Here is a 13326-nt window from a genome sequence, read left to right on the forward strand (position 1 = left end):
TACCCCTGGTCGGTGGAATGATGCCGCGAGGCGTCTTCAGGCGCTTGCCAAGCTGAGCAGGAATCCCCAGAAGCGGGTCTGACAGCGACTTGGCTGCCACCCGCGACGGAGCACCGACCCATGAGACGTCATCCCAGCCTGTTCTGCCTGCTGGCCGGAATGATCGTCGGCCCGGCCTCAGCGGCCCCCCTGAAGGAGATTACCTTCGGAACGAACTGGATCGCCCAGGCCGAGCATGGCGGCTATTATCAGGCCGTCACGGATGGAACCTTCGAGAAGTACGGTCTCAAAGTCACCATCGTGCCAGGGGGGCCCCGCGCCGCCAACCGGATGCTGATGACGGTCGGAAAGCTCGACTTCTACATGGGCGGCAGCATGATCCAGGCGTTCTCGGCCGCCGAGAAGGATATTCCCACGGTGGTGGTGGCGGCCCATTTCCAGAAAGATCCGCAGATCCTCATGAGCCATCCGGCCCAGGGGCTCGATCGTTTCGAGGATCTGAAGCGCTCGAACAACTTGCTCTTGTCGAAGGACGGCGTCGCGACCTTCTTCCAATGGATGAAGGCCGAATACGGCTTTCGCGACGAGCAGGTGAAGCCATTCGGATTCAACCCCGCCCCCTTCATTGCCGACAGGATGGCGGTCCAGCAGGGATATGTGACGGCCGAGCCGCTGACCATCGAGAAGGCGGCGGGTTTCGAACCGAATGTTTTCCTGCTCGCCGATTATGGCTTCAGTACTTATGCGACCACCGTGGAGACCCGGCGCGAAATCGTCGAGAAGGACCCGTATCTCGTCCAGCGTTTTGTCGATGCATCGAGCATCGGTTGGCACAATTACCTCCATGGCGACAACGCGGCCGCCAACGCCCTCATCAAGCGGGACAACCCCGAGATGACCGAGGAATTGCTCGCCTATTCGGTCGCCAAGATGAAGGAATACGGCATCGTCGATTCCGGAGACGCGACGACGCTCGGCATCGGCGCCATGACGGATGCGCGCATGCAGGACTTCTTCGACAAGATGGTGAAGTCGGGGTTGTTCAGGGCCAACCTCGATTACCGGAAGGCCTACACGCTCCAATTCGTGAACAAGGGTGTCGGCCTCAACCTCAAGAAATAGCAGCGGGCATTCCATGCGGAACAGCAGACCGTGAATCCCTCTCCGCCCGAGCTTTCCACGCTCGTGGCGCTTGACCGCGTTGGCAAGACCTTTGCCAACGGCGTCAGGGCGCTTTCGCACATGTCGATCGCCATTGCCGAAGGCGAATTCTTGACGTTGCTCGGTCCGTCGGGCTGCGGAAAGTCGACGGCGCTGCGAGTTCTGGCTGGCCTGATCGCGCCCACCACAGGGGAGGTGCGGTGGAAGGGTGGGCCTACCGCTGATCATCGCGGACAGATCGGCTTCGTGTTCCAGGAACCCACGCTGATGCCATGGGCGGATGTGGCCGACAATGTCTGGTTGCCATTGCGCTTGCGCGGAACGACGCGAAGCGAGGCGCGCGACCGCGTCGCCGAGAGTCTTGCTCTCGTCGGAATGGCGGATTTTGCCAAGGCGTTTCCGCATCAGCTTTCCGGCGGCATGAAGATGCGCGTGTCGATTGCGCGGGCGCTCACTTTGAGACCCAGGCTCCTCTTGATGGACGAGCCTTTCGCGGCGCTCGACGAAATGACCCGTTTTCGCCTGAACGACGATCTGTTGACGCTGCGACATCGGCTCGATTGCACGGTCGTCTTCGTCACCCATTCGATCTTCGAGAGCGTGTATCTGTCGGACCGCATCGCCATCATGTCGCCCCGCCCCGGCTGCGTGGTCGCGGAAGTTCGGATCGAAGAAACACGCAAACGCGACGCCGATTTCCGCACCAGCTCGCGCTATGCAGAAACCTGCCGCGACGTGTCGCGCCTTCTGGCGGACGGCGATACGATGAGGGCGTCCTGACCATGGATCCGAAGCAGGAACCTCGGCTGACATCGGGAGTCATACGCCGTAACGCGACGAGGATCGCCCTGCCCCTGGGCATCCTGCTCATCGCCACTGCGGGCTGGGAGGCCTACGTTCGCGCGGCGGGCATCCCGCCCTACATCCTGCCGGCGCCCAGCACGATCGCCCGCACGATGGCGACGGATTGGCCTCTCCTGTGGGGCTCGTTGCTGGTAACGCTCGAGACCACCTTGCTGGGTCTTTGTCTCGCGGTCGTGGGAGGGGTGGCGCTCGCGGTCCTGTTCAGCCTGTCGCGCTTGATCGAGTACTCGCTCTACCCCATCGCGGTCATTCTACAGGTGACGCCGGTCATCGCGGTGGCGCCTCTCCTTTTGATCTACCTCCCGCAGGAGGTGGCGGTGCTGGCCTGCGCCTGGATCGTGGCGTTTTTCCCTATTCTGTCGAATACGATGCTGGGCCTGCAATCGGTGGATCGCAATCTGCTTGAACTGTTCGCGCTCTATGGAACGCCGGCAGGACCGCGCGGACGATTTCGGTCACGTGCGCGCGCGCTGTGGATCCTGCGCCGACCCGCTTCATTGCCCGCCTTCATGGCGGGCCTGAGGATTGCCACGGGCCTTTCATTGATCGGCGCGGTCGTCGCCGAGATGGCGGCCGGCTCGGCAGGGGCCGGATCAGGCCTCGCCTATCGCATGATCGAAAGTCAGTACCGGCTCAACATCCCGCGGCTTTTCGCAGCTCTGGTCCTGCTGGCGGCGGTCGGCGTCATATTGTTTCTGCTGATGGCGGTTGTCTCGCATCTTGTGCTGCGCCGGTGGCACGAGAGCGAGAGGGGCCGCGAAGGCTGAATCTCCGAAAGTTCCGCAACCTGTCATCGAACCGTCATGACTCCGTGATGATGGTATGGCGCTGGACGAGCATGGGGTGACGCGATGGACGATGAGATCAGGCATCCGGGAACCAAGAGCGTCGGCTGGGCGCTGGTTCAGGCTGCGCGCCTCCACCGCAGCCGCACTGGTGACAAGCTGTCGGATCTCGGCCTGTTCGCGGGACAGGAGCAGGTGCTCCAGGCGCTTGCAACCTCCGGCCCGATGACCATGGGAGACCTCGCGCTCATGCTGCGGGTCCGGCCTCCGACCGCGTCGAAGACCATTTCGCGCCTTGCAGCCATCAAGCTGGTCGAGCGGCACACCGAACCGGGCGATGCGCGGATCGTACGTGTCAAACTCACCAAGGAGGGCAAGCGCAAGGCCGAGGCCATCAATGCCCTCTGGGACGAAGTCGAGGCTGAATTGCTGGCCGATTTCGACAACAGGGACCGCAAGCGCATCCGCAAGCTGCTGCGTCGGGCGGCCAAGAATCTGGCGGGCCTGACGGGTGCCGACCAGACCGGCTTTGCCGATGACGAGCTCGAGGAAGCGACCGCCCTCGATGTGACGCTCGCCGCGAGTGCATGAACCGTCCACCGGACGACCCCTGCCCCTGACGCACGAGGCCCGTGCACGATCGGCGGTCGTCTTCGGCCGGCCGGCCCTGTAACGTTGCCGCATGGCCCGACATCAACCCACCCCTGCGGTCACGACGGACTCCGCGCGCCAGCGTGCCACCGGCATCGCGCTGATGCTCCTCGCAGTGGCGTGTTTCTCCTGCCTCGACGCCACAGCCAAATACATCAACCGCACGGTGGATCCCCTCGTCACCGTGTGGGCGCGATACATTGTCAGCGTGTTTCTGACGTCGCTGATCATCAACCCCTGGACCCAGCCCGGCGTGGTGCGCAGCCGGCGTCTCGGGTTGCAGCTTCTTCGCTCCGCGCTCATGCTTTTCACCACCATCTGCTCTTTCACCGCGCTGAAATACCTGCCCCTCGTCGAGAACATGTCGATCCAGTTCGCCACGCCGCTCATCGTGGCGCTGCTGGCTGGCCCCATGCTCGGCGAACGCGTGGGATTGCAGCGCCTGATCGCAATCGGAATCGGTCTGGCGGGCGTCCTCATCATCACGCGCCCTGGACTTGGCATCATGCATCCGGCGGCGGTGCTGACACTCTTGGGAACGATCGGATATTCGTTCTTCGGCATCCTGACCCGCCGCTTGGCCGCCCACGATTCCTCGGCCACCACCACATTCTATTCCGGCATCGTGGGTATCGTCGGGATGACTGCGGTGCTTCCCTGGATATGGACCGAGACGCCGTCTCTCGTGACCATCGGGCTGCTCCTTCTCATGGGGAGTTTCGCCGCCGTGGGACATTGGCTGCTCGTGGTCGCGCATGCACGCGTCCCCGCAGCCATCCTCTCGCCATTCATGTATTCCCAGATCGTCTGGATGCTGGCGCTCGGCTACGTTTTGTTCGGCGATTGGCCCGATTCGTTGACCTTCATCGGCGCCGCCGTCGTGATCGCCTCCGGCCTTTTTCTGCTTTATCGTGAGCGGGTGACCCCTCGAAAACCCGCAGATTTCCGATAGCCGAGCCGATCCGACCTCATCATCGACAGACGACAGGTATCCCGCGCCATGACCGATATCCTCATGACCAAGCCGATGCTGCAAAGCATTACGGATGCGCTCGACGCGCAATTCACCCTGCATCGACTTTGGGAGGCAAAGAACCCCGCGTCATATCTTGGCGATGTCGGGGCTCGTATCCGTGGCCTTGCGACCGGGGCGAGCCATGGCTGCACCGGAGCGGACCTCCTCGATCACCTGCCCAATCTCGAGATCATCTCATCCTACGGCGTCGGCTACGACAATGTGGATGTCAGCGAGGCGGCACGGCGCGGGATCGTCGTCACCAACACGCCGGATGTGTTGAACGACGAAGTCGCCGATCTAACCATCGGACTTCTGATCGCAACCTTGCGACAGATCCCGCAGGCAGACCGCTATTTGCGAGAAGGCCGCTGGCTGCAGGCCCCGTTTCCGCTCTCCCCGACCTTGCGCGGACGGCGCGTCGGCATCGTCGGTCTCGGCCGTATCGGCAAAGCCATCGCCCGTCGTCTAGAGGGTTTCGGGGTGGAGATCGCCTATCATGGCCGCACCCGGCAGGGCGATATCGCGTATGGGTTTTATCCTACGATCGTCGGGCTGGCGGAGGCCTGCGATGTGCTGATTGCGATTACGCCAGGCGGCGCCGAAACGAAGCATCTGATCGACGCGACGGTGATGAAAGCATTGGGCCCTCACGGCGTCCTGATCAACGTGGCGCGCGGCAGCGTGGTCGATGAGCAAGCGCTGGTCGAGGCCTTGCGGAATGGCACGATTCTCGCAGCCGGCCTCGACGTCTTTGAGGACGAACCGCGCGTACCGCAGGGTCTCGTTGAACTCGACAATGTCGTGCTCCTGCCTCACATCGCCTCGGCATCCGTCCATACCCGCAAGGCCATGGGGCAGCTTCTGGTCGACAATCTCATCGGGTGGTTCGACGGGAGGGGCCCGATTTCGACGGTCCCGGAAACGCCATGGCGTGGATGAGCGATCGGTAGAGAAAGCTCGCCACAGAGTCTGCCGGGGTGAAACTCCAAAGGTTTTATTAGATCTGGATCACTAACTTCGCCATTGGGGTGAAACCGATTTCTTCCATCGCGCGGAGGGTCGATGCGTCGAATACGCGGTCTGCGACAAGGTCTTTGGCGGTGCGCCGTGTGTAGGCGTTGAGCACAATTTTGCCGTGGCCATCTGGCTTGTACGCTCCGGCTACGGTGACTTCAGCAACGTTTGGCTCGGCGAAACTCCGTAGGCTTTCTTATAGAGGGCCGCGAATTCGCCCATATGGCTGAAGCCGGCGCGCAGGGCGATCTGAGTGGTTGTGGCGGTGTTCGGGTCACAGGCCGCCAGCAGCAGATGCGCATTCTGCAAGCGAACGGATCGGAGAAACGCCATCGGTGTCATGTTGCGGAAGTTGCGGAAACCGTTCTGCAGACTTCGAGCGCTCACCCCCGCGACCGCTGCAATTTCGGCAAGCGACAGGGGGTCCGCGAAGTGATGTTCAATATAAGCCTCGGCACGCTTCACGTAATAGGGCGCAGCCGCCGCCTGGGGCTGCATGAGGTCGTCGGTGTATTGGTGGCGCTGTGACAGCAGAAGGCCCGTCAGCACCATCTGCTCGAGTTGCTGGTGCGCGGTCGCAAAACTTCGGACGAGCGAGTCCGGATCGGTCAATTCGGTGGTGGCGTATTCGACGAGGCGCAGCCAGCTCCGGCCCCGTTGGTCATCGAGATCGACCGGGCGTTGAACCCTCGATGTCCCGGCCTCTCAGATGCGCGCAGTATTGTGCGAGTCGCCGCCTATCGACCATGAAAGCCGCAACGTGGCTGTCCTCCGCAAAATGAAGCGTATTTCGGGAAGTCGCGAAAAGGACCCCCAGTCGGCTTGAGATATCGACCTCCTCCTTGCCATCAACGAAGCGAGAGCTTCCTCCGAGCGCCATGACAAAAGCGATCCGGTCGTCGGGCTGATCGGGGTGGTGCACTATGAGGTCCCGCCCGTAGTGGACGTCCAGGGCGAAAAGGTTCTTCGATCCGTGAAATTGGAACCCCGCCTCCGCATGCCGCCCACGGGCCCGAGGGGAGATCCAGTGCGGGGAGACGAGGCGGTTTCCGGTTTCTTCCATCTCATCCAGAGTGGACGTCTCGAAAACGCGGTCTGCGATCGGAGGCGGACTGACCGGGGCTCCGGTCTGGCTGTCCTGCGCCAATTTTTGTTCGTCTGTCATGACGCTCTGCGGCCCGCCGCGCCGCCTTGCCCTGCCGGCAGGATGCGGAGGCGGCAGGTAATACGCAACTTCATTACAACAAATTTGCGCCTGGGCGTTCCGGAACTGCGATGAAACCGCCGAGCCGTGTTGAGTGAACGGGAGTTTCGTCGATTACGCTCGGCCTCCGGCTGGGCATCGGTCCCGGCGCTCGCCCCTCCTGACAGTGGCATTTCAGTCCCTCAACTTAAGGCAATGCTACGTTTCTTGCGCGATTACGACAAGTCTTGCGGTATTCCGATTTCGTCAAAATCCTGGGCGATGTCAGATGAGACATGACATTCATGCCGCAAACCCTCCCCCTCAGCGACGCGCACCGGCCGAGCGGCCGCGATAGCGAAAGCTCAGTCTTGCGGAACGACGCTTACGCCGCCCCGCTGAAGGTCTCGATCTTCAGGCAGCTTGCCGCCCGCCTCTTCGTTGACAAGGCGGAAAAGCGCGGCCCCTTCACCGGCCAGGATCTGCTGGCCTCCTCGGACCTGTTTCCGTTCTTCATGGAACGAGGTATCGCTCTTTACCATCTCGGCCATTACCACAAGGCCCTGGCAGATTTTCGGGCGGCCTTGCAGTTGAACTGGCGCGACGAAGACGCGGCCTCTTGGATCGCACGGGCAGAGCAGGCAACCCGCAAACGGCCGGAATCGTCTTTCCAGGTTTTTGCCAGCGCAGTATGACGGCGACCGACTTCACACGACTGAGCCCACCAGCGGTGGCTCGGTCGAGGTGACGCTGCCTCGCCGACGCCCGCTTCTGGAGCCTCTCCAACGAGGTCAAAAGCGCCTCGGCGCCCCCCGAGGAAGCCGAAGCCTGTTTATTGGGGAAAGAGGCGGCCTACACAGGCGTCTAACAGTTAGGGCCCGCCGCCCCAGATCTCTCAATGGTTGTCCCTCGGCACGGAGGTCTGGGCGACTTTCTGATATTTTACCGCCGGTTTAAGCACCATGCCATCGGACAATTGCTCGACCATGCCGCGTTGAATCTCCTGCCATGGCGTCTGACTGGCGGGATAGGGATATCCGCCCTTTGCCGCCAGCTCATCGCGCCGGCGCTGCAATTCTTCCGCGGACAGCAGGATATCGGCGCGGCGCGTATTCAAGTCCACGCGGATCCGATCTCCCGATTGCAGCAGGGCGAGCCCCCCGGCCATCGCGGCCTCCGGCGACGCATTGAGAATGGATGGTGTGGCCGAAGTGCCCGATTGGCGTCCATCACCGATACAGGGCAGCGACAAGACGCCTTTGCGAATGAGCGCACCGGGTGGCTGCATGTTGACGACCTCTGCCGAGCCGGGATAGCCGATCGGACCCGCTCCCCGCATGATGAGGATGGTGGTCTCGTCGATATCGAGCGAGGGGTCGTCGATCCGGTGGTGGTAATCCTCCGGCCCGTCGAAAACCACGACCTTCCCCTCGAAGGCGTTGGGATCGGCCGGGTTGTTGAGGTAGCGCTCCTGGAATTCGGGGCTGATCACGCTCGTTTTCATGATCGCCGAATCGAACAGGGTTCCCTTGAGGTTGAGGAAGCCCGCCTTTTCCTTGAGGGGATTGTCGTATGATCGGATGACGTCGTGATCCCACGTGAATTTGCCCCGGCAGTCCTCGCCGATGGTTCGGCCTGTGCAGGTCAGCGCATCCTCGTTGATCCTCCCAGCCCCGATCAATTCCGCCATCACCGCCGGCAGCCCGCCGGCCCTGAAATATTCCTCACCCAGATAGAAGCCGGCAGGTTGAACGTTGACCAGCAATGGCACGTCGAAACCGATCCGCTCCCAATCGTCGCAATCCAGCGCGACGCCGATATGCTTGGCGATGGCGTTGATGTGGATAGGCGCATTGGTCGATCCGCCGATGGCGGAGTTTGCCACGATGGCGTTCTCGAACGCCGCACGGGTCAGAATGTCTGAGGGTTTGAGGTCCTCCCAAACCATGTCGACGATCCGCGTTCCTGTCTCGTAGGCGATCTGGCCGCGCTCGCGATAGGGCGCCGGAATCGCCGCTGAACCAGTCAAGGACATGCCGAGCGCTTCGGCGAGGGCATTCATGGTCGAGGCGGTGCCCATGGTGTTGCAATGCCCGACAGAGGGAGCGGACGACCCGACGATGTCGATGAATTGCTGATAATCGATATCGCCCGCCGCGTGCCGCTCGCGCGCTTTCCAAATCACCGTACCGGAGCCCGTGCGCTCGCCATGGTGCCATCCGTTCAGCATTGGCCCCACATTCAGGGAAATCGCCGGAATGTTAACGGTGGCGGCAGCCATGAGGCAGGCCGGCATGGTCTTGTCGCAACCGGTGAGAAGGACGACGCCGTCAAGAGGATAGCCGTAGAGCACCTCCACGAGCGACAGGTAGGCAAGATTTCTGTCCAGGGCGGCCGTCGGTCGCTTGCCGGTCTCCTGTATCGGATGACAGGGGAACTCGAACGCGACGCCGCCGGCGGCCGTGATGCCCTCGCGCACCCGCTTTGCGAGTTCGAGGTGGTGACGGTTGCACGGCGCGAGATCGGAGCCCGTCTGAGCGATGCCGATAATGGGCTTCTTGCCCTGCAACTCCTTGGCGGTGAGGCCGTAATTGAGATACCGCTCGAGGTAGAGGGCGGTCATTCCCGGATTCTCAGGATTGTCGAACCAGAGCCGTGACCGAAGCTGCTCTGCAGTGAGCCTATGGGGCCGGTCAGCCATTCGTCATCCCTTTCACGTTCGCCGCGTGGCGTGCTTTCGATTTCACCCGGTCGCGGCGTCTAAATCAACCTTCAGCATCAGACTTGCGAAACCCAGAGTCGGGCAGGAAGCGCGCCATTGCAATTATGTTTCAGTTGCGGTCTGATGTCCGGCACCGTCAAAGGATGCCACCGAATGTCTCGTCTCGTAGTTCTCCTTGCCCTGCTTTGCCTGCTTGGCCCGACAGTTGAAGCGTCGGAATGCCCGGATTCCAAGAGCGCGAAGGCAGGCTTCCTGCTGGAGCGTGGCGGCACGAGGGCCCAAATCCGTCCTGCGTCAGACCATTTCGTTCACGTGATTAACGTCTATCCCGGCGGAAAGAAGCAGGACGTCATCTATTTCCGCGGCCTCTTCGTCGTCAGCCGGTTTGATGACAGCGCCCGATCGATCAACATCCCCCTGTCGGATCTCTGCACGGTCTTCCCGCTTGCTCCAAAAACGCGTCGGGCGATCACCTATGCGCCGTCGCAACCAGGTAGGATCGGCGCCACGGTATCGCTGGAACTGGTCACAGGACTTGAGAATGTCCGCCTCGGCGCCTGTTCGTATGAAGTCATGGTCATCCGGAACCGATTCATGAATGCCGAAGGCCGCGTCACTTACGAGGATACCGATCTGTATTCTGAAGAGCTGGGTTTTCTCCTTGGAAAACGTTACGACGAGCCAGGCGGGGGAAAAACCACGACCTTGTATGACAGCATCAAACTACTAGGCAATTCTCCGCTCTGACGGATCGGCTAAAAAGCCCTCAGCTCATTCTGAGATTTACGACGGATGCGTCGATTTCCTTGATCACCGCCTCGTCCAGATCGAGCGCCTCCGCCAGACGCCGGAGGAACTCGCGCTCCTGCAGCGTATCCGGATCAATGGTGATCCGCGCCGCCGCATAGACCTGTGACGCGGTGTCGGGATCGTTGACGGGGTCCGCGAGCGCGTCCACATCGGCAGGAGATGCAAACTCATTCTCGAGCCATTCGCTAGATTGAGGATCGACGCCTGCCTCGGACATTCCCTTGATGATGCGCGCACGCTCCAACTCGTCGATTTGTCCATCGGCCGAGGCTGCCGCGACCATTGTCCGCAGCAAAAGCAGAGCATCGTCCTCAGTCTGCGACACGGCGTGGAAGCGCGTGCCGGCGGGAGCGCGAAACTCTTCGGAGCCAAGACCGGCGGGCAGGTCGCCCAAGGGGGCGGTCGCGGGGGTCTTTCGGCTCTGCAGCGCCCGATAGGCCAAACCGCCAATGACGGCCAGACCGCCTAGTTTCACGAGCCCTCCCGACAATCCGCCTTTGCGCTTTCTAAGAAGCAACCCTGCAAGGCCGACGACAGCGGCTTGGGTCAGTCCAGGATGTTGGGTCGCCAGATCCTTCGCTTTCTGCAGGAACTGCTCGGGAGCGGCCAGATCGCTGGCGCCTCGGCCGGATTTCACGTTCGAGCCCCCCTGCCCTTCCTCCCCGCTCGAGGGCGAGGCGACGCGACCGAGCGAGCTTATCACGACATCCAGAAGCTTCTTGTAGTCGACCATCCTGCCCTCTCCTGTTCAACTCGCATGAGCTTGTGAACACAACGAGAGGAAAGGCGAACGGTTCAGCTCGATTTCCGGAGCCGCGCTGCCTCTGACGCAAGCTTGCCGATACGCACGAAGTCTCCGGCTTTCATAGCGTCCTTGGGCGTTATCCAGGTTCCGCCGACGCAGACCACGTTCGGCAGATCGAGATAGGAGGGCGCACTTGCAATGTCGATTCCACCCGTTGGGCAGAATGAGATATTGGGCAACGGCCCGTGAACGGATTTCAACCACGCGGCGCCGCCCGATACGGCGGCTGGGAAGAACTTGAGAATCTCGAAGCCCATGGCGGCCAGGGTCAGGGCTTCCGAAACCGTAGCGCAGCCAGGCATGACCGGAATAGAAGCCTCGGCCAGATGCTCCGCTAGGTGCGTAGGCGTTCCAGGGGTGACGATGAAGCGGGCCCCCGCGTCGATGACTTCTTGAATCTGGCTTTTACTCAGCACCGTTCCGGCGGCCACCACGGCTTCCGGAACAGCTTTGGCGATGGCCGCGATGGCATCGAGTGCCGCGGGCGTGCGGAGCGTGATCTCGATGACGGGCAAACCCGCCGCCACCAAGGTCTGCGCCAGGTCGATGCTAAGGCGCGCATCATCGATGGTGACAACGGGTATCACGGGCGCGAGGCGCGCATAGGAGCGGAGGGAGGCGATGCGATCGGTCATGCGGAAATTCTACCCTTCGAGGCTAAGTGGCCATAGCACTTTTGGAATGCCCGCGCATGCCCTGTTACAAATATCGACCCGATCGAGATGGCCGACAACAGGGTGTTGCTGTGCCGAGAATTCAACCGGTCGTTGGCGGCGGGCCTCCTGCCGCCGGACACCGCCCGGGAACGAGGAAATGCCCTGGTTCGAAGCTCTCCTCGGCCCGCGTCGCTGTCGGGCCTGCTCGCCCTTTTCCTGAGGGTCAACACCAGGGGGGCGCAAACGGTGTTTGAGCTCACACTTCCCTCGGCCCTTCGCCTCAATCGGTGTCGTCGCGAGCCATCGCGGGCAGGTTTCTCGGCGGAAAGTTTGGTTTTTGGCGAGTTGATCCGCGTGGCCGCGTTGTTTACCCCGGGCTGCGGCAGTACGTTCTCGTGCGTCCTGAGTCGGGCCACAAGCACGCCATTGCGTAGTGGCCGGAGCTTGGGGTCGGGGGACCGACCAGGTTCGTGCGGAACGGAATCGACGAGCTTTATGAACTCGAAGCGCAGACCGGCGCACATCCGCCCCAGGGCATCGCTTCCAGAGAAAGGTCACTTCGTGCGTTACGTCATTCAATCGGAATACCCATCGCGTCGTTCTCCCGTATTCGCCCGAAACGCGATCACGACCTCGCACCCGCTGGCCACGCAGGCGGGATTGCGGATGCTGGCACGTGGGGGCAACGCGATGGACGCGGCTCTCGCCGCCGCAATCTCGCTTGTGGTGGTGGAGCCGACCGGCAATGGTTTGGGATCCGACGCCTTTTGTATTCTCTGGGACGGCAAGGAATTGCACGGACTGAACGCATCGGGCCGCTCATCCGCTCATTGGACGCCCGACCGCTTTGCCGGTCTTCCTGCAATGCCCCTCCGCGGATGGGAATCCGTGACCGTCCCGGGCGCGGTTTCCGCCTGGATCGACCTGTCTCGCCGCTTCGGCCGGTTGCCGTTTGCGGATCTTTTCGCGCCCGCCGTCGATTACGCGGAGCGTGGTTTCCATGTCACGCCCGTGATCGCCGAACAATGGCGCAGAGCCGCATTGGAACTGTACACTCAGCCGGGATTTCGGGATGGCTTCATGCCGAATGGAAGGGCTCCGGCAGCAGGCGAAGTCTTTCGCTATCCCGATCTCGCCCGCACGCTTTCGCAAATCGCCGAGACAGAGGGAACAGCTTTCTACACGGGCGAATTAGCGGCAAAAATGGCCGCCTTCGCAAAGCAGCACGGGGCCGCCCTGGACGAGGATGATCTTGCGGCGCATCGCAACGATTGGTGCGGGACGATCTCGCAGGAGATCGGAGACGTCGCGCTGCATGAAATTCCCCCGAACGGACAGGGCATCGCCGCTTTGATGGCGCTGGGAATTCTGCGGACGTTCGATATCGCCAGCATGCGACCCGACGACGTCGAAGCGGTTCATCTACAGATCGAAGCCATGAAGCTCGCGACCGCCGATGTTCATGCCTATGTGGCCGATTCAGCCTTTATGGTCGAGGTCCCCACCGGACATCTGCTCGATCCGGACTATCTCAAGAAGCGGGCAGGCTTGATCGATAGGTCAAGAGCTCAGAATTTCGGCGCGGGGGCGCCGAAACACGGGGGCACCGTGTGCCTCGCCGCCGCCGACGAATCCGGCTTGATGGTATCGTATATCC

14 protein-coding genes are annotated in these 13326 nt (G+C 61.9%); 9 read left to right on the plus strand and 5 right to left on the minus strand.

Annotated features, from left to right (window positions below; translation table 11 throughout):
• Nucleotides 1-120 precede the first annotated feature (120 nt).
• The 6 genes from AC1DVM_RS19885 (at nt 121) to AC1DVM_RS19910 (ending at nt 5418) form a co-directional block, all read left to right on the plus strand.
• Nucleotides 121-1122, plus strand: a complete 1002-nt coding sequence (locus AC1DVM_RS19885; RefSeq protein WP_477257299.1) for an ABC transporter substrate-binding protein — start codon at nt 121-123, stop codon at nt 1120-1122.
• Nucleotides 1123-1152: 30 nt separating this feature from the next.
• Nucleotides 1153-1941, plus strand: a complete 789-nt coding sequence (locus AC1DVM_RS19890) for an ABC transporter ATP-binding protein (RefSeq protein ID WP_477257301.1) — start codon at nt 1153-1155, stop codon at nt 1939-1941.
• A 2-nt stretch (nt 1942-1943) separates the two neighbouring features.
• Entirely contained in the window at nt 1944-2792 is an 849-nt protein-coding gene (locus tag AC1DVM_RS19895) for an ABC transporter permease (protein ID WP_477257303.1), read from the plus strand.
• Between the two features lie 84 nt (nt 2793-2876).
• The gene (locus AC1DVM_RS19900) at nt 2877-3401 is read left to right on the plus strand and encodes a MarR family winged helix-turn-helix transcriptional regulator (RefSeq protein WP_477257305.1); all 525 of its coding nucleotides are present in this window, start codon (nt 2877-2879) and stop codon (nt 3399-3401) included.
• 91 nt (nt 3402-3492) lie between these two features.
• The gene (locus AC1DVM_RS19905) at nt 3493-4413 is read left to right on the plus strand and encodes a DMT family transporter (RefSeq protein ID WP_477257307.1); all 921 of its coding nucleotides are present in this window, start codon (nt 3493-3495) and stop codon (nt 4411-4413) included.
• A 48-nt stretch (nt 4414-4461) separates the two neighbouring features.
• Entirely contained in the window at nt 4462-5418 is a 957-nt protein-coding gene (locus AC1DVM_RS19910; protein ID WP_477257309.1) for a 2-hydroxyacid dehydrogenase, read from the plus strand.
• Between the two features lie 222 nt (nt 5419-5640).
• Here the strand turns inward: AC1DVM_RS19910 and AC1DVM_RS19915 are convergent, their stop codons facing one another.
• Both AC1DVM_RS19915 and AC1DVM_RS19920 read right to left on the minus strand, forming a co-directional pair.
• The gene (locus tag AC1DVM_RS19915) at nt 5641-6045 is read right to left on the minus strand and encodes a helix-turn-helix transcriptional regulator (protein ID WP_477257311.1); all 405 of its coding nucleotides are present in this window, start codon (nt 6043-6045) and stop codon (nt 5641-5643) included.
• 109 nt (nt 6046-6154) lie between these two features.
• Entirely contained in the window at nt 6155-6658 is a 504-nt protein-coding gene (locus tag AC1DVM_RS19920; protein ID WP_477257312.1) for an AraC-like ligand-binding domain-containing protein, read from the minus strand.
• Nucleotides 6659-6972: 314 nt separating this feature from the next.
• Here AC1DVM_RS19920 and AC1DVM_RS19925 point away from each other — a divergent pair, with 314 nt between their 5' ends.
• Nucleotides 6973-7371, plus strand: coding sequence for a tetratricopeptide repeat protein (locus tag AC1DVM_RS19925; protein ID WP_477257314.1), 399 nt, complete (start codon nt 6973-6975; stop codon nt 7369-7371).
• Between the two features lie 200 nt (nt 7372-7571).
• Here the strand turns inward: AC1DVM_RS19925 and AC1DVM_RS19930 are convergent, their stop codons facing one another.
• Nucleotides 7572-9377: an IlvD/Edd family dehydratase gene (locus AC1DVM_RS19930; protein ID WP_477257316.1), complete on the minus strand. Its 1806-nt coding sequence runs from the start codon at nt 9375-9377 to the stop codon at nt 7572-7574.
• A 144-nt stretch (nt 9378-9521) separates the two neighbouring features.
• Here AC1DVM_RS19930 and AC1DVM_RS19935 point away from each other — a divergent pair, with 144 nt between their 5' ends.
• The gene (locus AC1DVM_RS19935; RefSeq protein WP_477257318.1) at nt 9522-10145 is read left to right on the plus strand and encodes a hypothetical protein; all 624 of its coding nucleotides are present in this window, start codon (nt 9522-9524) and stop codon (nt 10143-10145) included.
• A 19-nt stretch (nt 10146-10164) separates the two neighbouring features.
• On the opposite strand, the gene AC1DVM_RS19940 is transcribed toward AC1DVM_RS19935, so the two are convergent.
• Entirely contained in the window at nt 10165-10941 is a 777-nt protein-coding gene (locus AC1DVM_RS19940; protein ID WP_477257320.1) for a tellurite resistance TerB family protein, read from the minus strand.
• 62 nt (nt 10942-11003) lie between these two features.
• Nucleotides 11004-11648 (minus strand): bifunctional 4-hydroxy-2-oxoglutarate aldolase/2-dehydro-3-deoxy-phosphogluconate aldolase, encoded by a 645-nt coding sequence (gene eda / locus AC1DVM_RS19945; protein ID WP_477257322.1) that lies wholly within the window; start codon nt 11646-11648, stop codon nt 11004-11006.
• A 582-nt stretch (nt 11649-12230) separates the two neighbouring features.
• On the opposite strand from eda, the gene AC1DVM_RS19950 reads away from it, so the two are divergent.
• The coding region (locus tag AC1DVM_RS19950; protein WP_477257323.1) for a gamma-glutamyltransferase family protein at nt 12231-13326 on the plus strand (1096 nt) is incomplete at its 3' end.

Source organism: Microvirga sp. P4_A5 (assembly GCF_056402495.1).